Genomic DNA, 23,485 nt, shown 5'->3' with positions numbered 1-23,485 from the left:
TTGAACACATTAACGACATGTGTTCAAAGTGGTCAATGGTCGGCTGGTGCTGTGACGTCGTGCGCGTGGTGGACGATGTCGTGGAGGTGATAGATCGCGATAGAGGCCACGGTGAACTCACTGCCGTTGCTGCGCAGCCCGCGACGCGACCACGCGTCGTCGGGCACCTGCTCGTAGGTGGCGGCCACGGCGTTGGCCGACTCGAACAGTTCGGTCGCCACGGTGGCGGGGTCCTGCGACCCGTAGTCGTCGGCGATCGCAGTGGCGTCCTGGTCCCAGTTCGGGAACTGTGGATCGTGCTCGGTGAGCATCAGCCGGACCCGGTGGTCGAATATGCGATGCACATCGCGAATGTGGCAGCCGTATTCGAGTGTCGACCACATGCCCGGCCTGGTCCGGATGGCGACGCCGGGTTGGTTGAGCCGCGGCACCCAGGCGGCGGCGTCGTCACGGATCCGGGCGGCCACCTCGGTGTGATGCACCGCCGTCGCGTCGAAACCGCATTCTGGGCAGGGCCGCGACATCACCCATGTCCAATCTTTGGTGTCGGGTTCGATGGGGGAGTTCATGAGTCAGCCAATGCCGACCGCAACACATCCAGCGGCAGGCCGCCCAGATCGAGTGCGGTGCTGTGGAACTCCCGCAAGGTCGCACCCCGCTGGAGACTCTCCTCGCGCAGCTGGTGCCAGATTCGCTGGCCGATCGCGTACGAGGGAGCCTGCCCCGGCCAGCCGAGGTAGCGGTCGAGTTCGAACCGCAGATGCTCCTCGGTCATGGCCGAGTGCGACGTCAGGAAGTTCCATGCGCGTTCGGCGTCCCAGACCTCTCCGTCCGGTGCGGTCAGACCGCAGTGCACGCCGATGTCGATGACCACGCGCGCGGCTCGGAACCGTTGTGCGTCAAGCATTCCCATCCGGTTTCCGGCATCGTCGAGCCAGCCGAGCTCGGCCATGAGGCGTTCGGCGTACAACGCCCAGCCTTCGCCGTGACCCGACACCCAGCAGGCCAGCCGACGCCACCGGTTGAGCTGATCCGACAGCGCCACGGCCCGGCCGATCTGCAGGTGGTGGCCCGGCACGCCTTCATGGAACACCGTGGTGGTTTCCTGCCAGGTGTGGAACTCGTCGACGCCGGGTGGCACCGACCACCACATCCGGCCCGGTCTGCTCCAGTCCTCGGACGGCCCGGTGTAGTAGATGCCGCCGGTCTGGGTGGGCGCGATCCGGCACTCCAGCCTGCGTAGCGGTCCGACGATGTCGAAGTGCGTACCGGACAGCGACTCCACCGCTCGGTCCGACAGGTCCTGCATCCACGCCTGCAGCGCGTCGGTGCCCTTGACGATGTAGCGCGGTTCCTCGTCGAGCCGGCGCAGCGTCTCGGCGACCGTGGCGCCGGGGTACAGCTGCTGGGCGATCGTTTCCTGCTCTGCGACAACCGCATCGAGAAGCCCCAGACCCCACTCGTAGGCCTCGTCGAGGTCGACGCTCGTGCCCAGGAACGACCGTGACAACAATTGGTAGGCGTCGCGTCCGCAGGCGTCGACCTCGCGGGCGTGCGGGGCGATGTCGTCGCGCAGCACGTCACCCAGCCGCTGGTAGGCAGCGGCGGCGGCCGTGGTGTGCCTGCGCAGTTCGCTGTGCAGGGCGGCATCGCCGGTAGGCGACTCGGCCACCATGTCGGCGAACAACTGGGCGATCTGCTGCGTTTGGGCGATGCCGCGGGTGACCTGCCGGATCGCTGGCGGGTGTCCGTTGCCGACCGTGGCACGCAGCGCACGCGCATAGCCGTCGACGCGGTCGGGCACCTTGGCGAGCCGTCGTCCGATGACGGCCCAGTCGTCGTCGGTATCCGTGGCCATCAAGTCGAATACGTCGCGCATGGTCTGGAGCGGTGATGCGATGACGTTCAGCTCACCGACATCCAGACCGGCGTCGTGCAATTCGACGGTCACGCCAAGGCGTTCGCGCAGTGCGGCCACGGTCACCACGTCGACATCGTCGGCCGGGCGCACGGTGTCCAGCTCGCGCAGTGTGGCGCGGGCGGCATCGGCTCTCGCGGCTACGCCCTCAGGCGAATAGTCGGTGACCTCGTCGTCGAATCCGGTGATCCCCAGTTCGGTTGCCGCGCAGGGATCCAGCTGCGCGTAGGTCTCGAGGTAGCGCTCGGCTACCGCGTCGACCTCGGTCTGGGCCCTACCCAAGGTCATTCGTCGCGAAGGTGTCGCACTTGTTCGGGTCGCCGGTCCGGTATCCCTCGGTGAACCACTTCTGCCGCTGTGCGGATGACCCGTGGGTCCAGGCTTCCGGATTCACCCGCCCGGTCGCCGCCTGCTGGATGCGGTCGTCGCCGACCGATGACGCGGCCGACAGGGCGTCGGCGATGTCCTTGTCGCTCAGTGGTTCCAGGAACGGCACGCCGGTGCTCTCCTGCCGGGTGATCGAGGCGTAGTGCGCCCACACCCCGGCGTAGCAGTCGGCTTGCAGTTCGGTGCGCACACCACCCCCGGTGGGGCCCTGCGGATCCTGCTGGGCACGGCCGAGCACGCCTAGCAGATTCTGCACGTGGTGGCCGAACTCGTGGGCGACGACGTACTCCTGCGCGAGTGGCCCACCGCTGGAACCGAACTGGTCGACGAGCGTCTGGAAGAAGTCGGTGTCGAAGTACGCGGTCTGGTCGACCGGGCAGTAGAACGGCCCCACGTCGCTGGTGGCCGGCCCGCAGCCGGTGTTGACCTGGCCGGTGAACAACCGCACATGCGGACGTTCGTAGCCCTTCAGCAGCTGCGACCAGACCCCGTCGACCGAGTTTCCGGTGGCCACCACGCGGCACTGCACGATGTTGTTGGCATCGGCGCCGGTCTTGCACTGGCTCAGATCGAAGCCCTGGGCCTCAGCGCCCTCGGTGCTCATTTGCTGCTGCTGCGGCATGACCGTGCCGGGATCGATGCCGAGAAACATGGCGAGCACCACGATCAACAGACCGCCGATACCGCCGCCGATCGCGATACCCCGGCCCGGACCGCGGCCGCCACCACTGCTCGAAGTGGTGCTCGTGTCGATCTGCATACCCTCGTTGAAGGTCATCGCATCGCTCCATCGCATTCGCGCCCAGGTCGTACTCGACAGCTCGGTTTAGCTTGCCACATTAGGATTCAGACGTGTCCGTCGTAGCGGAACATTCGACCATCGCCCACACCTCGCTCGGGCGACTGCGCGGCACCCTCGAGGGCGGTGTCAGCGTATGGCGAGGTGTCGACTACGCCCAGCAACCGCTCGGCCGGCTGCGCTTTGTCGCGCCACAGCCGTTGACACCGTGGTCGGACGTGCGAGAAGCCGTCGACCACGGCCCTTTGCCGCCGCAGGGCCGCTCGTTCGTCGGCGGCGGCCGCGACGATCCCAAGATCCGAGACGAAGCCTGCCTCACCGTCACGGTGTGGTCTCCCGATACGGGCGGCTCGCTTCCGGTGATGGTGTGGATCCCGGGTGGCGCGTTCGTCTACGGAGCGGGCCAGCTGCAGCTGTACAACGGCTCGCGGCTGGCGGCCAACGGCAATGTGGTGGTCGTCAACGTCACATATCGGCTGGGCGTGTTCGGCGGATTCGAACTCGGTGACCTGGGCGAGGGATTCGACGACAATCTGTGCCTGCGCGATCAGATCGCGGCCCTGCAGTGGGTGCGAGACAACATCGCGGCGTTCGGGGGCGATCCGGAGCGCGTGACGGTGTTCGGCGAATCCGCAGGCGCGACGTCGGTGTTGGCGCTGTTGGCGAGCCCGGCCGCCGACGGCCTGTTCGCCAGGGCCATCGCGCAGAGCCCGGCCCTGCCGCTGATCGCCGACCGGGAGATCCGTGCCCGGCAATCGCGCCGGTTCATGCATCTGCTGGGTGTCGGGGCCGAACAGCTCAAGGTGCTGCCGCAGCGGCAACTGCGTCGCGCGGCCGGCCAATTGCAGCTCGAGAGCGCACAGCAGACGCCCACTCTCGCGTACGGGCTCACGCACGGCGTCGACCTGTTGCCACTACATCCGATCGAAGCGGCGCGGGCAGGCAAGGTGGCACGCGTCCCGCTGATCATCGGCACCAACAGCCATGAAGCGTCGATGTTCGCGTGGGGCAAGCCGCCGATGTTGCCGACCACGCCGGAACTCGTCGACGGGTACTTCCAGCGCACGGCGCCGCACGACCGAGACCGCATCCTGTCCGCATACCCGACCTATCCTCGGCGTGCCGCGCGGGTCGCGTTTGGCTCCGACGTCATGTTCGGGGCGCCGACGTGGGCCTTCGCCGACGCCTACAGCGCGCTGGCGCCGACGAACGTGTACCGTTTCGACCACACCACCTGGACGTTGCGCGCGTTGGGTCTCGGCGCCACCCATGGCAGTGAGATCGTCCATATCCAGCACAGCTATTCGTCGTACCTGGGCCGCAAGATCCATCCGCTCGGCAGGCGCGTCCAGCCTTCGGTCGGCAGGCGCATGCAGCGCACGTGGCTCGATTTCGCGACCGACGATCTCGGCCCGGAGTGGCCGCGCTACGACTCCGACCGGCGCCGCACCCGGGTGATTCGATCGACCCGCGACGAGACCGTCGAGGACCCCGATGCCGTCCGCCGCGCGGCGTGGGAGGGCATCTACTGAGGGCGCGTCGCGTACCGCTTGTCGGTGTAGCGGCGCAGGTTGTGCAGAAAGCGCTGGAACAGCCACGCCATGATCGGTTTGCCCAGCGTCATGCCCAGGCGCCCGGCGAGCCCGCTCGGTTTCATCGCCATGACCCACGTGAGGTGGCAACCTTGGGCCGTCGGGACGACGCGGTAGTCCTCCGCGAAAGCCGAGATCGCGTTGGACGTGCTGGTGTTGAATCGGAATGCCATGTGAGAGAACGGTTCCCACGCCAGGAACTCCTCGTCGCCGACGATGTTGCCGCGCATCGTGACGGTGCGGGTGGTACCGATTCCGCGGGGTTCGGGGCTCGTCCACTCCACGTTGGTGATGACGGTCGCCCAGTGCGGCCACGAGGTCTCGTCGGCGAGCACCTCGAACAACTCCTCGGGGGTGATCGCGAGCTCTACGGTGCTGACGAAGCGGAACGGCGCTCGGTCGATGAAGTCGAGTTCGACGCGTTCACACTGGTAGGTCCGTGCCATGACTAGACACCTTAGGGCAGGGTGTCTAGTGGCGGGGCCTATCCCGGCCCGTCACTGGCCGCGGCCAGCAGCGTCACCACCACGTCACTGACCGGCGTCGGCAGGCCGTAGACCGCCGCCTTACGGGCGATGACGCCGTTGCGGATGTCCCACTCCAACGGCCGGCCCGCCTCGCGGTCGGTCAGCATCGACGTCGTGACATCGGCGGGCCCGGAGCTCAGCATCGTGAGGATCTCGTCGGGCACGCCGTCGCCGAGCGCGGCGCCGTCCGCCCGCGCCACCGCCAGGCACTCGTCCAGATAGCGACGCGCCAACGCGGCCACATCGTCGCGGCGGAACATGCCCGCGCGCCGTCCCGTCAGCACCATGAACCCGACGACGGCGTTGACCAGGAGCTTGTGCCAGGCGGCCGTGCTGAAGTCGCCGTCGAGCTCGACCGTGATGTCGGTACCGCGCAACGTCTGGGCGATGACAGCGGCCGAGGCGGTGTCGGGCAGCACGAGGCGCGTCGCGGTGCGCACCCATATCCAGCCCTCGGGCTGAGTCTCCGACGAAACCCATACCGCGGCCGGGACGACCTGCGATCCGGGACAGAACCGGCCCACCCGCTCCACCTGCTCGACGCCGTTCTGCAGCGCGCACACCACGGTGTGCTCGCCGCACAGCCGCGCCAGCCAGGCACCCGCCTGTTCGTTCTGGGTGTCCTTGACCGCCAGGAACACCACATCGACCGGACCGGCGACGTCGGCCGGGTCGGTGTGGACCGGGCCGGGTATGACGATCGGATCGCGGCCGTCGGGTCGCACCTCGACACGGTCGCGCGGGGTCCGACCGCACAGCAGTACCGGTCGGTCCGCGGCATGGAGGAACGCCGCGACAGTGGATCCGATGGCGCCGGGGCCGATGACTGCGATTGGGGAGTTCACTATCGCCAAAATAGTGGCCCGCGAGGTGTTCAGCGGACCTGTTCTGATGCGGCGTCAACGAGACGACGTGCCTGCCGTAACGCAGACTTGGTGCGCTGAGCGCTGATTTCCAGCAGTCCGTAATGAGCGTCATCCTTGATCGCGAGCAATCGCTCAAGGTCGCCGGCCAGGATGTGTCCGTCGGAAGTTATCTGTCGGAGCAAGTCCACTGCCTGTCTGTGGTCCTGTCCGCGGGAGCGCTGCCCAAGGACCGCGCAGCACGGCGCGTCTGAGGCCGCTATTCCAGCAAGGACCGCTAGCGCAGCGGCGACTCCGGGTGTCGCCAGGGAATCGCTTTCGTCTCCAACGAGTTCCGCGACCTCGATGAACGCCTTTGCCTGACCGAGCCTCGCACGGGCCTCCTGCCGACCGCATTGTTCGACGCGGCCTTTTGGTCGTGGACTCATCGGTTCGTGTCAACGTCAGCTAGGTCTTTGAGAATGGTGCCCAGATCCCTCCCTGCCAAATCGATTGCGTCACGGAGCAATGCGTCCACAAGTGGATCCTTCGCGACCACGTGCTCTGCCAATCGGTGCCGGTCGAGTTCGAAGGCATGGCAACGGTTTCCCGTCCACTTCCAGACCCGCTCGCGTAGGTCGTCAACTTGCTTGTCCCACAGCGGATCTTCATTGGGCACGTCGTCGGGACGGATCAGTAGGATGTCGATGTCCGAAGTCGCATCCCCGTCGCCCCGAGCGGCGGATCCGAACAGAGAGGCGTGAGCCGGCGGACACTGCCAGCTCGTCAGTTCGTCACCGAGGCTCCGAATCAATGTGCTGCGCAGGGCAGTTAGGCATTGCACGGCTGGCCACGTCAGATGTTCGCGATTCGCGCTGTAGAACACGGCGTTCGAGCGTTGTTCGGCGTGGACGACGCCCTGCTCGGTCAGACGCGCAAGTGCCAGTCGCACGCCATTCGGTGAGCCTGTGCCGGTCAATCGATGTACTTCGCGGCCGGTCAGCGAACGCGTGGTTCGACTCAAAACCTCGAGGACGGGCCCATCGAGTGTTGATACCACGGCGCGTATTGGATGGCTTAGGTCCACGGTGCCTCTCCACTATTGTGCACATGTGTCCATGTTTCTGCGTATGTGTTCATAATAGTGCGCAACGCTAGATTCGCCACAATGTCGTCGCCGCACGACAAAAGTCCTCCACCACTGCGGTCGGCCTTTCGCCGGTCGAGGCACCTCTTACACTGTGGCAGTTATCCCTCAAGTTCATTCACAAGGAGTTTTCGTGCTGCGCAGTCACGCCGCTGGTTCATTGCGGCCCACGGATGCGGGTCAGAAGGTGACGTTGGCGGGCTGGGTGGCGCGTCGCCGTGACCATGGCGGCGTGATCTTCATCGACCTGCGCGACGCTTCGGGCGTGTCGCAGGTGGTGTTCCGGGAAGGCGCTGTGCTCGAAGCCGCGCACCGGCTGCGCGCCGAGTTCTGCGTCGCCGTCGAGGGCATTGTCGAGGTCCGGCCGGAGGGCAACGAGAACCCCGAGATCGCCACCGGGCAGATCGAGGTGAACGCGACATCGCTGACGGTGTTGGGGGAGAGTGCGCCGCTGCCGTTCCAGCTCGACGAGAGCGCGGGCGAGGAAGCGCGGCTGAAGTACCGCTATCTCGACCTGCGCCGCGAGGGGCCGGGCAACGCAATCCGCTTGCGGTCCAAGGTGAATGCCGCCGCCCGCGCAGTGCTGGCCGAACACGACTTCGTCGAGATCGAGACGCCGACGCTGACCCGCTCGACCCCGGAGGGCGCCCGCGACTTCCTGGTGCCGGCCCGGTTGCAGCCCGGCTCGTTCTATGCGCTGCCGCAGAGCCCGCAGCTCTTCAAGCAGCTGCTCATGGTGGCGGGCATGGAGCGCTATTACCAGATCGCGCGTTGTTACCGCGACGAGGATTTCCGCGCCGACCGCCAGCCCGAGTTCACCCAGCTCGACATGGAGATGAGCTTCGTCGATGCCGACGATGTCATCGCGGTGTCCGAGCAGGTACTCAAGGCACTCTGGGCGCTGATCGGTTACGACCTGCCGCTCCCGCTGCCGCGGATCAGCTATGCCGAGGCCATGCGGCGGTTCGGCTCCGACAAGCCCGACCTGCGGTTCGGTGTCGAACTGGTCGAGTGCACCGAGTACTTCAAGGACACCACCTTCCGGGTGTTCCAAGCGCCGTACGTGGGTGCGGTCGTCATGGCGGGCGGCGCCTCGCAGCCGCGGCGCACGCTCGACGGCTGGCAGGAATTCGCCAAGCAGCGCGGCCACAAGGGGCTGGCCTACGTGTTGGTGGGCGAGGACGGCACGCTCGGCGGCCCGGTGGCCAAGAACCTCACCGATGCCGAGCGGGACGGTCTGGCCGCCCATGTCGGCGCGAACCCCGGTGACTGCATCTTCTTCTCGGCAGGCCCGGTCAAGCCCGCGCGGGCACTGCTGGGCGCAACGCGCATCGAGATCGCCAAGCGCCTCGACCTGATCGATCCGAATGCGTGGGCCTTCACCTGGGTGGTGGACTGGCCGTTGTTCGAGGCCACCGACGAGGCGACCGCGTCCGGCGACATCGCCGTGGGGTCGGGTGCCTGGACGGCCGTGCACCACGCGTTCACCTCACCCAAGCCCGAATCGGTGGCGACATTCGACACCGATCCAGGTACCGCGCTGGCCGACGCCTACGACATCGTGTGCAACGGCAACGAGATCGGCGGCGGGTCGATCCGTATCCACCGCCGCGACGTCCAGGAGCGGGTGTTCGCGATGATGGGTATCGACCACGACGAAGCCCAGAAGCAGTTCGGATTCCTGTTGGACGCCTTCGCATTCGGCGCACCGCCGCACGGGGGTATCGCGTTCGGCTGGGACCGCATCACCGCGCTGCTCGCCGGCATGGACTCGATCCGTGAGGTCATCGCCTTCCCGAAGTCCGGCGGTGGCGTCGATCCGCTGACCGACGCGCCCGCGCCGATCACTGTGCAGCAGCGTAAGGAATCGGGAATAGATGCCAAGCCCGAGAAGCTGGACAAGGCGTGACGGAGTACGACAGGGAGAAGTTCTACACGGACCGGGCCGCACTCGACGAGCTCAACCGCGGCATCGTCGAGCAGTTCCGCGCCAATGGCGGCAAGGTCGCGGGTTTCGGGGTCACAGACCTGCTTCTGCTGCACACCACCGGCGCCAAGTCGGGTGAGCCGAGGCTGTCACCGTTGGCCTACCTGACCGTCGACGGCAAGATGCTGATCGTCGGGTCCTATGCCGGTGCGCCGAAAAACCCGGCGTGGGTGCACAATCTGCGGGCCGACCCGAAGGCGCGCATCGAGGTCGGCACGGAGTCCTACGCCGTCACCGCTCGCGAACTGCCGCCGGATGAGCGCGATGCCACCTATCCGAAGATCGTCGAACTCGCTCCGGTGTTCGCCGACTACCAGAAGAACACCACGCGGCCCATCCCGCTGTTCGAGCTGATCCGGGAATAGCGGACGACGCCGCACTGCTTGTCGGTGTGTGACTGAATTCAACTCAAACGAACTGCTGAACAACCGGGCGGCGCTCGACGACGTGAACCGCAATGTCGTCGAGGAGTTCCGGGCCAACGGCGGCAAGGTAGGCGGCCCGTTCGAGGGGGTCGACATCCTGTTGCTGCACAACACCGGCGCCAAGTCCGGGCAGCGACGAGTGAGTCCGCTGGCGTCGTTCACCGTCGACGGCCGCCTGCTGATCGTGGGGTCGTACGGTGGGGCGCCGAAAGACCCGGCCTGGGTGCACAACCTGCGGGCCAATCCGGATGTCCACGTCGAGATCGGCACCGATGCCTACGACGCCACCGCTCACGAGCTGTCCCGCGATGAGCGGGATGCGCTGTACGACAAGGTCGTCGCCGCGGCTCCCGCGTTCGGGGAGTACCAGGCCAAGACCGACCGCGTCATCCCGCTGTTCGAGCTGATACGGGCTTAGCGCCGAGTGTTGGCTTGTGTGCGAGATTTCGCGGGAATGTCGCACACAAGCCAACGTTCGAGGGGTGGTTACAGCCGTTCGATGATCGTGGCGTTGGCCATGCCGCCGCCTTCACACATCGTCTGCAGGCCGTAGCGGGCGCCGCGCTGTTCAAGCGCGTTGACCAACGTGGTCATGATGCGTGCGCCACTGGCGCCCAACGGGTGCCCGATAGCGATCGCGCCGCCGTTGACGTTGGTCTTGGCGAGATCGGCTCCGGTGTTGGCCGCCCACGCCAGAACCACGGGCGCGAACGCCTCGTTGACCTCGAACAGGTCGATGTCGGACAACGTCAAACCGGCACGGGCAAGGACCTTTTCGGTGGCCGGGATGACACCGGTCAGCATGTAGAGCGGGTCCGAGCCCACCACCGTCGTGGTGTGTATCCGCGCGAGCGGCCGCAGCCCGAGGCGTTTGGCGGTCTCGCCGCTGGTGATCATCACCGCCGCGCTGCCGTCGGACAACGGTGACGAGTTGCCCGGGGTGATCTCCCAATTGATCTGCGGGAAGCGGGCGGCGTAGGCCTCGGTGTAGAACGCCGGTTTCAACCCGGCGAGGGTCTCGACCGACGTGCCCGGCCGGATGATCTCGTCGGTGGTCAGGCCGGCGATCGGCGCGAGCTCGGCCTCGAACAGCCCGTCCTTGGTCGCGCGCGCGGCCTTTTCGTGGCTGGCCGCCGAGAACTCGTCGAGCTGGGTGCGCGACAGCTTCCACTTGGCGGCGATCAGCTCGGCGCTGATCCCTTGCGGGACAAGGCCGTCCGGATAACGTGCGGCCATGTCGAGGCCGAACGGATCGCTGCCGGGCAACACCGACGTGCCCATCGGTACGCGGGACATGGATTCCACGCCCGCCGCGATCACGATGTCGTAGGCGCCCGCCAGCACGCCCTGTGCGGCGAAGCTGATCGCCTGCTGGCTGCTGCCGCACTGACGGTCCACGGTCGTACCCGGGACCGTCTCGGGAAAGCCCGCACCGAGCAGGGCGTTACGCGCGATGTTGACGGCCTGGTCGCCCACCTGGGTCACGGCGCCTGCGATGACGTCGTCGACGTGGACGGGATCGACGCCGGTGCGCGCGATCAGCTCCCGCAGGCTGTGCGCCAGGAGGTCGGCCGGCAGCACGCCGTGCAGTGCGCCGTTCGCCTTGCCTTTGCCGATGGGCGTGCGGACCGCGCCAACGATGACTGCGTCCCGGCCTGCGTATCCGGTCATCTCTGCCTCCTGAGACTCAACGCTGAGTATTCTGATGTGTACCCAGATATACCACCTGGGTATAGTTAGAACAACTCAGGGATGAGGTTGATTCCGTGGGAATGCTGCAGGGCGCCCTTGCTGACCGCGACGCCTGGTCGGCGGTGGGGCGCTGCCCGATCGAGAAGACCATGGCCCTCGTGGGGACCAAGTCGGCGATGCTGATCATGCGCGAGGCCTACTACGGCACGACGCGGTTCGAGGACTTCTGGCGACGGGTCGGCGTGACGAAGGCCGCGGCATCGGCACGGCTGTCCGACCTCGTCGAGGCCGGCCTGCTCGAGCGTCGGCCCTACCAGGAACCTGGTCAGCGCAGTCGCGACGAGTACGTGCTGACCCAGGCCGGCGTCGACTTCATGCCCGTGGTGTGGGCGCTGTTCGAGTGGGGCCGCGACCACGTGTCGAACGATTCCCCGCTGCGGTTGGCCCATGCCGGCTGCGGTGCTCGCGCGACCGTCGAAATTCGTTGCGAGGAAGGACATCTCGTGCCGCCCGACGAACTCGTCGTCAGAGTGGACCGCCGTGATTAGTCCGCGGCGTCGGCCAGATACGCCTTCACCAACGTCTTGGGCGCCTGCGCCAGCCACGCCTCGGTGATCAGCTCGGTCAGCTCGTCGACGCCGATCGCCGCGAGCCGGACGAGCACGATCGGGTAGCCGTCGAAGTGCGGCGTGGTGAAGTACACCGCGGGATTGTCGGCGATCAGCGCGAACTTGACGCCCTCGTCGGCCACCCGGGCGCCGAGAATGTCGCCGTCGGGCGCGTCGGCGCCCAGCGCCGCGTAGTCGGCCTTGCGTAGCGGACGCTCCCACACCACGAGCTTCTTGCGCACCCGCCAGGTTCGGGGCGTCGGCTCGCCGGTCTCGGGAAGATCTGCCGCGATGCGCGCCACGTCACCCCAGTCGGCCACGCTCTGAACGTTACTCTCGGCGCGTGCTGCACCTACGTGTGATCGCGCCGGTCGAGTTGCGCAATCCGATACTCAACGTGCTCGAGCGCGAAGCCGGCGTCACCCACATCGTGATCCACCCCGGAGCGGCAATCGAACCCGCAGGCGACGAGATCACGGCCGACGTCGCACGGGAGGCCGTCAACGAGGTGGTGGAGCGGCTCAAGTCGCTCGACGTCCACCACGAGGGCGCCATCACCATGGAACCGCTCGACACCGTGCTGTCGAGCGCGGCCTATCACGCCGAGGACGAGGCCGACGGGGACGCCGCGGACGCGGTGATCTGGGACGAGCTCATCTCCCGCACCCGCGAGGAATCCCACCTCAACGTCACGTACGTGATGTTCCTGTGCATCGCGTGCATGCTCGCGGCGGTGGGCGTGATCACCGACTCGCCCGTCACGGTTGTCGGTGCGATGGTGGTCGGCCCGGAGTTCGGCCCGCTCGCGGCGCTGGCGGTTGCGCTTGTGCAGCGCAAGATGTCGCTGGCGCGCCGTGCGGCCGCGGCGCTGTTGATCGGCTTCCCGTTGGCGATGATCGTGACGGCGGGCGCGACGCTGGCATTCGAGGCGTTCGGCTGGGTCACGCTGACCAGCACGCGAGAACTGGAGGGGGTCGACTTCATCTTCCAGGTCGGCCCGTTCTCGTTCGTCGTCGCGCTACTGGCCGGTGCGGCCGGGATGTTGTCGCTCGTATCGGCGAAATCGGCAGCGCTTGTCGGCGTTTTCATCTCGGTCACCACCGTGCCCGCCGCCGGTTTCGCCGTGGTTGCCGCGACGGTCGGGGACTGGGACATCGCCGGTCAGTCCGTCCTGCAGCTCGTGGTGAACCTCGTCGGCATCACGCTCGCGGGTCTTCTGGTGCTCGCGGTGTATCGCCGGTCGCGGGTCACGAGGGGCGCCCGTCAGAGGTGACTGATGCCGAGCCCGACGAAAAAGACCCCGACCAGTCCGGCGATCACGCCGACCACGAGCCGGTGATGGGTCCGCATACCGGCGTAGATGCGTTCGACGGCTGAGCGTGTGGGCTCGGGCGCGAGCCAGAAGCTGATGAGCGGCACGATCGCCGCGCCGAACCCGACGAGATTGAACACCACCAACGCGGCCAGCTGCTGCCCGACGCCGGCGCCCGATGTGAGCACCGCGGCCATCGCGGCCAGGTAATACGGCGTGGGAAATCCATTGCTGAGGCCCAGCAACGCAGCGGCCCACGCCGCTTCGCCCCGCAGCGCCGCCTTGATGCTCTCGGGCAGCTTCGAGACGACGGGCAAGGAGTCGAGCGTCGGCGGCGCCACCGGACCCGACCCGGGTTCGCCGACGGCGGCAGGCACGGCGGCCCGTCGTCCGCGAACCCGGTTCGCCAGACGCTCCAACACCCCCGCCGCCGACAATGCGGCGATCACCAGCGCGGCCACCCCGATGCCGATCTCGACGGCGGGCGGAATCGTGGCGCCGCCCGCAGCCGTCTCACGCAGGACGAACACCACCACGGCGCCCACCACGACGTTCACCGTGAACCCGACCACGACGAACGGCAGCAGCAGCCGCGCGGGATGCCGTCGCGACAGCATGTAGGCAACCACGCCGATCCGCAGTGGGTCGGTTCCGGCCACCGCGGCCATCACCAGCACCGTGCTCCACATGGCGGGTTGCCACATCCCTTCGGTCAGTCGTCTTTCTCGGTGAATTGAACCAGCGCCGCCAGGAATGAGCCGGATCGGCACGGCCCGGTCGGGTTCGCCGGCGACGAAACTCCTGCGCAATGCGGGGGAGGCCACCTTGTGATGGGATCTGCGGATGGGCATCAAAGTGGCGCTGGAGCACCGCACCAGCTACACGTTCGATCGGCTGGTGGACGTGCACCCGCACGTCGTCCGACTGCGTCCCGCGCCGCACTCGCGCACCCCGATCGAGGCGTACTCGTTGACGGTGGAACCCTCCGACCATTTCATCAACTGGCAGCAGGATGCCTTCGGTAATTACTTGGCGCGCTTGGTTTTTCCCAGCCGGGCGCAGAATCTCACCATCACGGTCGGATTGATCGCCGATCTCAAGGTCGTAAACCCGTTCGACTTCTTCATCGAGGACTACGCCGAGACCTTCCCGTTCGAGTACCCGGCGACGCTGCTCGAAGACCTCAAGCCGTACCTGCGCCCGGTCGACGAGACAGGCGAGGGCTCCGGGCCGGGGGAGCTCGCGGCGGCCTGGGTGAGCAATTTCACGGTGCCGGCGGGTACCCGCACGATCGACTTCCTCGTGGCGCTGAACCGGGCTGTCAACGCCGATGTCGGCTACAGCGTCCGGATGGAGCCCGGAGTTCAGACACCGGATCTCACACTGCGCACCGGCATCGGTTCCTGCCGGGATTCGGCGTGGCTGCTGGTGTCCGTCCTACGGCAGCTAGGCCTCGCGGCGCGGTTCGTCTCCGGCTACCTGGTGCAGCTCACCTCGGACGTGATGGCTCTCGACGGACCGTCGGGGCCTGCCGCCGATTTCACCGACCTGCACGCCTGGACTGAGGTGTACGTTCCCGGTGCCGGCTGGATAGGCCTCGATCCGACCTCCGGCCTCTTCGCGGGTGAGGGTCACATCCCGTTGTCGGCAACCCCGCATCCGGACTCCGCGGCGCCGATCACCGGTGCGACCGGACCGTGCGAAGCCACGATGGAGTTCTCCAACGTGGTCACACGCGTGCACGAGGACCCGCGGGTGACATTGCCCTACACCGAGTCCGCGTGGGCCGCAATCCTGAAGCTCGGCGCCGAAGTGGACCAGCGGCTGGCCGCCGGCGACGTCCGGCTCACGGTCGGCGGCGAACCGACATTCGTGTCGATCGACAATCGGGTCGACCCCGAGTGGACGACCGCGGCCGATGGCCCGCACAAACGCGAGCGGGCGTCGGTCTTGGCTGCACGGCTCAAAAAGACATGGGCGCCAAACGGACTCGTTCAACGCAGCCAGGGCAAGTGGTATCCGGGAGAACCGCTGCCGCGATGGCAGATCGGCTTGTTCTGGCGCACCGACGGCCGTCCGCTGTGGAACGACGACACACTGCTCGCCGACCCGTGGAGCGGCGAGACGCCCGCCGTGCCCGCCGACGCCGGGCTGAAGATCCTGTCAATGTTGGCCGCCGACTTCGGACTGCCCGACACCCAGGTCCGGCCCGCCTACGAGGACGCGCTGAGCCGGCTGGCCGAATCCGTCCGCAGGCCTGCAGGCGATCCGGTGAGCGACCAGGATGATCTGGCCGATGACACACCCGATACGCGGTCGGCACTGCTTGCCCGGCTCGAGGCTTCCGTCGACGAACCGGCCGCCTACGTGCTTCCACTGCACCGCCGTGACGACGGCACGGGCTGGGCGAGCGCGGACTGGAAGCTGCGGCGTGGCCGCATCGTCCTGTTGGAGGGCGATTCGCCTGCCGGCCTGCGGCTGCCGCTGAACTCGATCAGCTGGCAGCCCCCACGGCCCACCTACGACACCGACCCACTCGCGCCACGCGGAGCGCTGCAGGCCGATCCCGCTGCGGCGGTCGTCGAGGACGCCGACAACGCGCCCACCACGGCCCTGGTCGCCGAGATCCGGGGCGGACTGCTCTATCTGTACCTGCCGCCGACCGACGCGCTCGACGATTTCGTCGACCTCGTCAGACGGATCGAGGCCGCCGCGGCCGAGACCGGCACGCCCGTCGTCATCGAGGGTTACGGACCACCATCCGACCCACGCATCACTGCCGTGACGATCACGCCGGACCCGGGCGTCATCGAAGTCAACGTCGCACCGTCCGTCAGCTTCGCCGAACAGCAAGCGCAGCTCGAGACCCTGTATGAAGAGGCTCGGAAGGCCCGGCTGTCCACCGAATCGTTCGACGTCGACGGCACACACGGTGGCACCGGCGGCGGCAATCACATCACGCTGGGCGGCATCACCCCGGCCGATTCGCCCCTGCTACGCCGGCCCGACCTGCTGGTGTCGTTGCTTACCTACTGGCAACGCCATCCGGCACTGTCCTATTTGTTCGCCGGCCGGTTCGTCGGCACGACGTCACAGGCACCGCGCGTCGACGAGGGGCGCTCCGAAGCCCTCTACGAGCTCGAGATCGCGTTCGCCGAAATCGCCCGGCTCACCGCAGGCAGGGCGGCGAAGCCGAGCCATCGTCGCCCCGCAAGCGGTTCTCCGTGGGTCGTCGATCGGGCGCTGCGCCACCTGCTGACCGACATCACCGGCAACACCCACCGCGCCGAGTTCTGCATCGACAAGCTCTACAGCCCCGACAGCGCACGCGGGCGCCTCGGTCTGCTGGAGCTGCGAGGCTTCGAGATGCCGCCCCACTTGCAGATGGCGATGGTGCAGTCGCTCCTGGTGCGTTCACTTGTGGCGCGGTTCTGGGACGAGCCGCTGAGGGCTCCGCTGATCCGGCACGGTGCCAACCTGCACGGGCGTTATCTGTTGCCGCACTTCCTGATTCACGACATCGCCGACGTGGCCGCCGACTTACGGGCCCACGGCATCGAATTCGACACCAGCTGGCTCGACCCGTTCACCGAGTTCCGGTTCCCCCGTATCGGCACTGCCGTGTTCGACGGGGTGGAGATCGAACTGCGCGGTGCGATCGAACCCTGGAACGTCCTCGGCGAGGAATCGACCGCGGACGGCACCGCCCGCTATGTCGACTCGTCGGTGGAACGCGTCCAGGTCCGGCTGATCGGGGCCGACCGCCACCGCTACGTCGTGACCGTCAACGGCCATCCGATCCCACTGCTGGCCACCGACAACCCCGACGTCCAGGTCGGCGGGGTGCGGTTCCGGGCCTGGCAGCCGCCCTCGGCCCTGCACCCGACCATCACCGTCGACGGGCCGCTACGCTTCGAGCTCGTCGACACCGCAGGAGAAGCCTCGCGAGGTGGGTGCACCTATCACGTCGCACACCCTGGCGGACGCTCGTACGACAGCCCGCCGGTCAACGCCGTCGAGGCCGAGTCGCGCCGGAGCAGGCGATTCGAGGCGACCGGATTCACGCCAGGCCGGATCGACATCTCGGACATCAGGGAGAAGCAGGCGCGCCAATCGACCGATGTCGGCGCACCGGGCATCTTGGACTTGCGCCGGGTGCGTACCGTGCTCCACTGATGGTTTTACGTGCAAGCTCACCGGAGCCCGTCCCGAGCGTCGGTGTGAGCAACGACGCCGACGGCGTGCTGGCCGGTTATCGCAGGACGCGGGCGCAGCAGGCGCTTTTCGACGTCCGCGGTTCGGGCGTAGGTTCGGGCTACGACGAGTTCGTCGATGTCGCGGGCAACGTCCGGCCGACCTGGCGCGAGCTGGCCGAGTGCGTCGCTGAGCGCGGCCGCCACGGCCTCGACCGCCTGCGTGCCGAGGTGCGGGCCCTGGTCGACAACGACGGCATCGACTACATCCAGGTCGACCGCCACGGTGAGGTCGTCACGGATGGCGACGGCACCGCGATGCCCGGCCCGTGGCACCTCGACGCGCTCCCGCTGGTGATCTCGACGCAGGACTGGGATGTGCTGGAAGCCGGCCTGGTGCAGCGTTCCCGGATCCTCGATGCGGTGCTCACCGACCTGTACGGGCCGCGCCGCTCGATCACCAGTGGTGTGCTTCCGCCGCAGCTGCTGTTCGCCCACCCCGGCTATGTCCGGGCCGCCCGTGGAATCGTGGTGCCGGGGCGACACCAGCTGTTCCTGCACGGCTGCGACGTCAGTCGCGGCGCCGACGGCGCGTTCGTGGTCAACGCGGACTGGACGCAGGCACCGTCGGGCGCCGGCTACGCGTTGGCCGACCGGCGCGTCATCGCCCACGCAGTACCCGACCTCTACGAGCGCATCAGCCCGCGCCCGGCCTCGCCCTGGGGCCAGGCCCTGCGGCTCGCGCTCATCGACTCCGCACCCGAAACCGCCGAGGAACCGGTCGTCGTGGTGCTCAGCCCCGGCATCCATTCCGAGACAGCCTTCGACCAAGCGTATCTGGCCGGGCTGCTCGGCTTTCCGCTCGTGGAGAGCGCCGACCTGGTGGTGCGCGACGGCAAACTGTGGATGCGCTCACTGGGGACCCTCAAGCGCGTCGACGTGGTGCTGCGGCGCGTCGACGCCGATTATGTCGACCCGCTGGATCTGCGCCCGGATTCCCGCCTCGGCGTCGCCGGACTCGTCGAGGTCTTGCGGCGCGGTGCGGTCACGGTCGTCAACACCTTGGGCAGCGGCATCCTGGAAAGCCCTGGGCTGCAGCGCTTTCTGCCCAAGCTGGGCGAACTGCTGCTCGATGAGACACCGCAACTCCAGACCGCCCCGATGTACTGGGGCGGCATCGATCTGGAACGTTCGCATCTGCTGACCAAGCTGCCGACACTGCTGATCCGCTCGATCAGCGGCGGCGCACCAATCGTCGGGCCGGAACTTTCGGTGGCGCAACGCGAAAGGCTCGCGGCGCGGATCGAGGCCAGCCCATGGCAGTGGATCGGACAGGAGCTGCCGCAGTTCTCCACCGCACCCACGGATCATCGGTCCGGGGGACTGTCGGCGGCGAGTGTCGGTATGCGGCTGTTCACCGTCGCGCAACGTGGCGGCTATGCGCCGATGATCGGCGGGCTGGGTTATCTGATGGCACCGGGTAACGCTGCCTACCGGATGAATACCGTTGCTGCCAAGGATGTCTGGGTCCGGACGCCCACCCGGGTGACAGCTGAGCGCATCTCCGCCCCGGTTGATCTCGCCGCGCCGGCGATGACGCCGAGTCCTACGCGTGCGGTCAGTTCGCCGCGCGTGTTGTCGGACCTGTTCTGGATGGGCCGCTACTCCGAGCGTGCCGAGAACATGGCGCGGTTGCTGACCGTCACCCGTGAGCGCTACCACGAGTACCGGTACCGGCAGGAGTTCGAGGAAAGTCAGTGCGTGCCGGTGCTGCTCACGGCGATCGGGGCGATCACGGGCACCGACACCGGCGCCGCGGGTGACCACCACGAGATGATCGCGATCGCGCCGACCACGCTGTGGTCGGTCACCGCCGACAGGCAACGGCCCGGTTCCCTGGCGCAATCGGTGGAACGGCTCGGGTTGGCGGCCCGTGCGGTGCGCGATCAGATGTCCAACGACACCTGGATGGTCTTGGCGGGCGTGGAACGAGCGGTGCTGCGCGTGTCGGATTCGCCGCCCGAGTCGCAGACCGCCGGGGAGGCCTATCTCGCGACCGCGCACAGCCAGACGCTGGCCGGCATGCTCGCGCTGTCCGGGGTCGCCGCCGAATCGATGGTGCAGGACATCGGCTGGACGATGATGGACATCGGTAAGCGGATCGAGCGCGGGCTGGCGTTGACCGCACTGCTGCGGGCCACGCTCACAACGGTGCGCAGTGCGGCCGCCGAGCGTGCCGTCACGGAATCGGCGCTGGTGGCCTGCGAGTCATCGGTGATCTACCGCCGGCGCAATCCCGGGCGGATCAGCATCGCCGCGATCGCCGAACTGGTGTTGTTCGATGCCGAGAACCCTCGATCGCTGGTCTATCAGCTCGAGCGGCTGCGCACCAAGCTCAAGGCGTTGCCCGGCTCGTCGGGATCCTCGCGCCCCGAGCGCCTGGTCGATGAGATCGCCACCCGGTTGCGCCGGCTCGACCCGGCCGATCTGGAAGACGTGAACCCGGAAGGCGTCCGGGGCGAACTCGCGGACCTGCTCGACGGTATGCACGCCGGCCTGCGCGACTTGTCCAGGGTCATCACGGCGGCGCACCTGTCGCTGCCGGGCGGCATGCAGCCGCTGTGGGGCCCCGATGAGCGCAGAATGGTGCCATGACCGTTGCCGACTCCGGGGGCTCCACCCGGTGCTACGAGATCACCCATCGCACGGTCTACCGCTACTCCGACGATGTCACCAGTTCCTACGGGCGCGGATTTCTCACTCCGCGAGACCTGCCTTGGCAACGCTGCCTGTCACATGAACTGCTGATCGACCCGGAAGCGGCGGACAGTTCCACGAGCCGGGATGCGTACGGCAACGTCAGCTCGTACTTTCACGTCACCGAACGCCACCGCACGCTCAGCATCACGAGCCATTCCGTGGTGGAGGTGGACCCGCCCGCACCGGACCATTACACGGGTGCCTCAGCCAAGGCCCCGTGGGAGCTCGCCCGGCCGGTCGGTGCCGACGGCGCGCTGGCCGCCGAGTTCACCATGGACCTGCAACCCCCGGAGATCACCGACGACGTAAGGGATTACGCCGCACCCAGTTTCGGGCCGGGCCGGCCCCTCATCGAGGTGCTGGGCGACCTGACGTCGCGGATCTTCACCGATTTCACCTACCGATCCGGGTCGACGACGGTCTCGACCCAGGTCGCCGAGGTACTGCAGGCGCGGGAAGGGGTGTGCCAGGATTTCGCCCGTTTGGCCATCGCGTGCCTGCGGGCGAACGGGTTGGCGGCGAGTTACGTATCCGGCTACCTGGCCACCGATCCACCGCCCGGCAAAGAACGCATGATCGGTGTCGACGCGACGCACGCCTGGGCCTCGGTGTGGACGCCGCAGAACCAGTGGCTCGCGCTGGATCCGACCAACGACCAGATGGTCGACGAGCGCTACGTCGTCGCCGGGTTCGGCCGGGATTACGCCGACGTGCCGCCGTTGCGGGGGATCATCTACACGGACTCGGACAGCAGCGCCATCGAGGTGGCCGTTGACGTTGCGCCGTACAAGGGGGGATTACTTCATGCGTGATTTCAACTGCCCGAACTGCGGGCAGCGGCTGGCCTTCGAGAACTCGCTGTGTTTGTCATGTGGCAGCGATCTAGGTTTCTCGCTCGACGACATGGCGCTTCTGGTCATCGCCGAGCCGGAGGAGAGTGACCACGCCGGTGCCGTGGACGAACGCAAGTACCGGCTGTGTGCCAATCTCTATGTCGCGGAATGCAATTGGCTCGTTCGGGTCGGGGGTAACGCGCTCTGCGCCTCATGTTCGCTCACCCGCACCCGGCCGGCGGACACCGATACCGTTGCCCTGGCCTCGTTCGCCGTGGCCGAGCGGGCCAAGCGCCGATTGATCGCCGAACTCCACGAGCTCAAGCTGCCGATCGTCGGGCGCGATGAGGACCCCGAATTCGGCCTGGCGTTCGATCTGCTCTCCAGCGAGTTCGAGAAGGTGTTCACGGGCCACCAGAACGGCGTCATCACGCTCGATCTCGCCGAGGGCGACGACGTGCACCGCGAGCAGTTGCGGGTTTCGATGGACGAGCCCTACCGCACGTTGCTCGGCCACTTCCGGCACGAGATCGGCCACTATTACTACTATCGCCTCGTCGCACCATCGGCCGAGTACACGGCCCGCTTCGGCGAGCTGTTCGGCGACGCGGACGCCGACTACCAGCAAGCCCTGGATCGTCACTACAAGGACGGCCCGCCGGATGGCTGGGAGGACGATTACGTGTCGTCGTATGCGACCATGCACCCCGCCGAGGACTGGGCCGAAACGTTCGCGCACTATCTGCACATCCGCGACACGCTCGATACCGCGGCGGCGTTCGGCTTCGCCCCGGCAGGTGCGACGTTCGAACGAAAGGTTCTAGGCCCAAGCGGTTTCGACACGATCATCGAGATGTGGCTGCCACTGTCGTGGTCGCTGAACATGGTGAACCGGTCGATGGGCCGCGACGACCTCTACCCGTTCGTGCTACCCCCGGCGGTGCTGGAGAAGATGCGGTTCGTCCACACCGTCATCGACGAGATCACCTCGTAGCGGCCTCGCTCCGAAATGGCGGCGAACGTGCGGTTTCATCCGCGACTCGCCGGCTTGGATTCAAGCGGTGGCTGCAACGAATGTGGACGGGTCTGACAGTAGTCGGTGGAGTTCTTCGGCGGGGGTGCGCCATTTGTGGCGTTTGCGGGGTCGGGCGTTGAGTTCGGCGGCGACCTGGTCGAGCCAGCCGGGGCCGTAGAACGACAGGTCGGTGCCTTTGGGGAAGTACTGGCGGAGCAGGCCGTTGGTGTTTTCGTTGGTGCCGCGTTGCCAGGGACTGTGGGGGTCGCAGAAGTAGATCGGCAGGCCGGTGGCTTCGGTGATCTTGGTGTGCAGCGCCATTTCGCTGCCTTGGTCCCAGGTCAGCGAGCGGCGCAGAATCTCGGGTATCTCAGGGACCTTGATCGACATGGCGTTGGCCAGGGTGGCGGCGGTGCGGTCTTTGGGCAGGTGCAGCAACACGACGAATCCGGTGGTGCGCTCGACCATCGTGCCGATCGCTGAGCCTGAGGCGGTACTGCCCAAGATCAGATCACCTTCCCAGTGCCCGGGGATCGCGCGGTCGTCGGCTTCCTTGGGACGATCTGCGATATTGATCATGCCGGCCTTGAACCGATCTCGATCTTCTATCGGTTTGCGGCCCTGTGCTTTTCGCCGAGTTCTGCCGGTGCGCAGCGCGGTCTTGACCAGTCTCGCCAGCTCCCCGCGGGGTTGGACATAGAGGGCTTGATAGATCGTTTCGTGTGACACCCACATCTCCGGATCGTCGGGGAAATCCTGGCGCAGCCGGTTGGCGATCTGCTCGGGACTATGGCCCAGCTTCAAGCGTGCCACCACTTCAGCCAGTAGTCGCGGACGGGTATCGAGGTGGCGTGATTTGGGACGCTTGAGATTGGCTTCGGCGGTGTCTTGCCCCACCCGCGCCCGGTATCCGGCCTCGGTCTTACCGCGATCCATCTCCCGGCTAATCGTGTCGGGGTGGCGTTGCAGCACCCCGGCTGCCTGGGCTGGTGAGTGCCCGGTTTCCAGGAGTTGCTCTAACCGGCAGCGCTCGATAAAGGCCATCGGGCCCTTCGGCGGTGACCGATCGGACTCGAGGCCAACAGGCATCGGTGTTCGTGGCACGAATCCAGCCTGTTGAACCCAGCGCCCCGCGGTGTGTTCCGACACGCCGGCGATTACCGCGGCCTCAGCCACCGTGGCCGCTGAATGCAGCGCCTGCCAGAAGCTATCCCGCGCGAGCTGCGAATATCGCCTGCCATAGTGCTTCGGATTGGTCTCATAACCCGCGTCCTTGGCCCACTTGCGGCCCGTCGACCCATGCACCCCAGCAACCGTGGCCGCCGCCGTCGGCGACAGCCCCGAATTCACCGCCTCCCAGAACCGCTCCCGCACCCAATCTGCCAACCCGCCGCCCGGCGGTACACCACGACCACGAAACCCCGTCTGGAAACCCATAAAAGCAACAC

At 67.2% G+C, this 23,485-nt stretch carries 21 protein-coding genes; 11 read left to right on the top strand and 10 right to left on the bottom strand.

Annotated features, from left to right (window positions below; translation table 11 throughout):
* Positions 1-32: 32 nt before the first annotated feature.
* The 3 genes from ACOI2T_RS20235 to ypfJ are packed head-to-tail and all read right to left on the bottom strand — an operon-like array spanning position 33 to position 3,083.
* A complete protein-coding gene (locus tag ACOI2T_RS20235; protein WP_409505682.1) occupies positions 33-569 on the bottom strand; it encodes a DinB family protein in 537 nt (178 codons plus the stop codon).
* Entirely contained in the window at positions 566-2,206 is a 1,641-nt protein-coding gene (locus tag ACOI2T_RS20230; protein ID WP_409505683.1) for a DUF885 domain-containing protein, read from the bottom strand. Before ACOI2T_RS20230 ends, ACOI2T_RS20235 begins: the two co-directional genes overlap by 4 nt.
* Positions 2,193-3,083, bottom strand: a complete 891-nt coding sequence (gene ypfJ, locus ACOI2T_RS20225; protein ID WP_409505684.1) for a KPN_02809 family neutral zinc metallopeptidase — start codon at positions 3,081-3,083, stop codon at positions 2,193-2,195. Before ypfJ ends, ACOI2T_RS20230 begins: the two co-directional genes overlap by 14 nt.
* 74 nt (positions 3,084-3,157) lie before the next feature.
* Between ypfJ and ACOI2T_RS20220 the strand changes: the two genes are divergently transcribed.
* Complete coding sequence (locus ACOI2T_RS20220; RefSeq protein WP_067845046.1) at positions 3,158-4,636, top strand: carboxylesterase/lipase family protein; 1,479 nt, start codon at positions 3,158-3,160, stop codon at positions 4,634-4,636.
* Here the strand turns inward: ACOI2T_RS20220 and ACOI2T_RS20215 are convergent.
* Positions 4,630-5,142 carry an SRPBCC family protein gene (locus tag ACOI2T_RS20215; RefSeq protein ID WP_067845048.1) on the bottom strand — a complete coding sequence of 171 codons (513 nt, stop codon included), beginning with the start codon at positions 5,140-5,142 and terminating at the stop codon, positions 4,630-4,632. The genes ACOI2T_RS20220 and ACOI2T_RS20215 overlap by 7 nt on opposite strands.
* A gap of 38 nt (positions 5,143-5,180) precedes the next feature.
* Positions 5,181-6,068 carry an oxidoreductase gene (locus ACOI2T_RS20210; protein WP_409505685.1) on the bottom strand — a complete coding sequence of 296 codons (888 nt, stop codon included), beginning with the start codon at positions 6,066-6,068 and terminating at the stop codon, positions 5,181-5,183.
* 122 nt (positions 6,069-6,190) lie between these two features.
* Between ACOI2T_RS20210 and ACOI2T_RS20205 the strand changes: the two genes are divergently transcribed.
* A complete protein-coding gene (locus ACOI2T_RS20205; protein WP_409505686.1) occupies positions 6,191-6,340 on the top strand; it encodes a hypothetical protein in 150 nt (49 codons plus the stop codon).
* Between the two features lie 170 nt (positions 6,341-6,510).
* Here ACOI2T_RS20205 and ACOI2T_RS20200 read toward each other — a convergent pair whose 3' ends face one another.
* Complete coding sequence (locus tag ACOI2T_RS20200) at positions 6,511-7,125, bottom strand: nucleotidyltransferase domain-containing protein (protein WP_409505687.1); 615 nt, start codon at positions 7,123-7,125, stop codon at positions 6,511-6,513.
* Positions 7,126-7,345: 220 nt separating this feature from the next.
* Between ACOI2T_RS20200 and aspS the strand changes: the two genes are divergently transcribed.
* The 3 genes from aspS to ACOI2T_RS20185 are packed head-to-tail and all read left to right on the top strand — an operon-like array spanning position 7,346 to position 10,042.
* Positions 7,346-9,121 (top strand): aspartate--tRNA ligase, encoded by a 1,776-nt coding sequence (gene aspS, locus ACOI2T_RS20195; protein ID WP_409505688.1) that lies wholly within the window; start codon positions 7,346-7,348, stop codon positions 9,119-9,121.
* Complete coding sequence (locus tag ACOI2T_RS20190; RefSeq protein ID WP_409505689.1) at positions 9,118-9,564, top strand: nitroreductase family deazaflavin-dependent oxidoreductase; 447 nt, start codon at positions 9,118-9,120, stop codon at positions 9,562-9,564. The genes aspS and ACOI2T_RS20190 overlap by 4 nt, the downstream gene beginning before the upstream one ends.
* 52 nt (positions 9,565-9,616) lie before the next feature.
* Positions 9,617-10,042, top strand: a complete 426-nt coding sequence (locus ACOI2T_RS20185) for a nitroreductase family deazaflavin-dependent oxidoreductase (RefSeq protein WP_409505702.1) — start codon at positions 9,617-9,619, stop codon at positions 10,040-10,042.
* Positions 10,043-10,110: 68 nt separating this feature from the next.
* On the opposite strand, the gene ACOI2T_RS20180 is transcribed toward ACOI2T_RS20185, so the two are convergent.
* Positions 10,111-11,295 carry a thiolase family protein gene (locus ACOI2T_RS20180; RefSeq protein ID WP_409505690.1) on the bottom strand — a complete coding sequence of 395 codons (1,185 nt, stop codon included), beginning with the start codon at positions 11,293-11,295 and terminating at the stop codon, positions 10,111-10,113.
* 101 nt (positions 11,296-11,396) lie between these two features.
* Between ACOI2T_RS20180 and ACOI2T_RS20175 the strand changes: the two genes are divergently transcribed.
* Complete coding sequence (locus ACOI2T_RS20175; protein ID WP_275083114.1) at positions 11,397-11,864, top strand: winged helix-turn-helix transcriptional regulator; 468 nt, start codon at positions 11,397-11,399, stop codon at positions 11,862-11,864.
* On the opposite strand, the gene ACOI2T_RS20170 is transcribed toward ACOI2T_RS20175, so the two are convergent.
* The gene (locus tag ACOI2T_RS20170; RefSeq protein WP_409505691.1) at positions 11,861-12,244 is read right to left on the bottom strand and encodes an MmcQ/YjbR family DNA-binding protein; all 384 of its coding nucleotides are present in this window, start codon (positions 12,242-12,244) and stop codon (positions 11,861-11,863) included. The two genes, ACOI2T_RS20175 and ACOI2T_RS20170, sit on opposite strands and share 4 nt — an antisense overlap.
* A 23-nt stretch (positions 12,245-12,267) precedes the next feature.
* Between ACOI2T_RS20170 and ACOI2T_RS20165 the strand changes: the two genes are divergently transcribed.
* Positions 12,268-13,197, top strand: coding sequence for a DUF389 domain-containing protein (locus ACOI2T_RS20165; RefSeq protein ID WP_409505692.1), 930 nt, complete (start codon positions 12,268-12,270; stop codon positions 13,195-13,197).
* On the opposite strand, the gene ACOI2T_RS20160 is transcribed toward ACOI2T_RS20165, so the two are convergent.
* Complete coding sequence (locus ACOI2T_RS20160; RefSeq protein ID WP_421874151.1) at positions 13,188-13,925, bottom strand: GAP family protein; 738 nt, start codon at positions 13,923-13,925, stop codon at positions 13,188-13,190. The two genes, ACOI2T_RS20165 and ACOI2T_RS20160, sit on opposite strands and share 10 nt — an antisense overlap.
* Positions 13,926-14,079: 154 nt before the next feature.
* Between ACOI2T_RS20160 and ACOI2T_RS20155 the strand changes: the two genes are divergently transcribed.
* The 4 genes from ACOI2T_RS20155 to ACOI2T_RS20140 are packed head-to-tail and all read left to right on the top strand — an operon-like array spanning position 14,080 to position 22,016.
* Positions 14,080-17,412: a transglutaminase family protein gene (locus tag ACOI2T_RS20155; RefSeq protein WP_409505694.1), complete on the top strand. Its 3,333-nt coding sequence runs from the start codon at positions 14,080-14,082 to the stop codon at positions 17,410-17,412.
* Positions 17,412-20,084 (top strand): circularly permuted type 2 ATP-grasp protein, encoded by a 2,673-nt coding sequence (locus tag ACOI2T_RS20150; protein WP_409505695.1) that lies wholly within the window; start codon positions 17,412-17,414, stop codon positions 20,082-20,084. The genes ACOI2T_RS20155 and ACOI2T_RS20150 overlap by 1 nt, the downstream gene beginning before the upstream one ends.
* On the top strand, positions 20,081-21,001 hold the full coding sequence (locus ACOI2T_RS20145) for a transglutaminase family protein (RefSeq protein ID WP_409505696.1): 921 nt from the start codon (positions 20,081-20,083) through the stop codon (positions 20,999-21,001). Before ACOI2T_RS20150 ends, ACOI2T_RS20145 begins: the two co-directional genes overlap by 4 nt.
* Positions 20,994-22,016 (top strand): zinc-binding metallopeptidase family protein, encoded by a 1,023-nt coding sequence (locus tag ACOI2T_RS20140; RefSeq protein ID WP_409505697.1) that lies wholly within the window; start codon positions 20,994-20,996, stop codon positions 22,014-22,016. The genes ACOI2T_RS20145 and ACOI2T_RS20140 overlap by 8 nt, the downstream gene beginning before the upstream one ends.
* Positions 22,017-22,076: 60 nt before the next feature.
* Here ACOI2T_RS20140 and ACOI2T_RS20135 read toward each other — a convergent pair whose 3' ends face one another.
* The gene (locus tag ACOI2T_RS20135) at positions 22,077-23,474 is read right to left on the bottom strand and encodes an IS30 family transposase (protein ID WP_421874146.1); all 1,398 of its coding nucleotides are present in this window, start codon (positions 23,472-23,474) and stop codon (positions 22,077-22,079) included.
* Positions 23,475-23,485 lie beyond the last annotated feature (11 nt).

It is taken from the genome of Mycolicibacterium wolinskyi str. Jessa 2025 (genome assembly GCF_049241375.1).
Taxonomy (GTDB): domain Bacteria; phylum Actinomycetota; class Actinomycetes; order Mycobacteriales; family Mycobacteriaceae; genus Mycobacterium; species Mycobacterium wolinskyi.
This window is presented reverse-complemented; position numbering and strand designations above follow the sequence as displayed.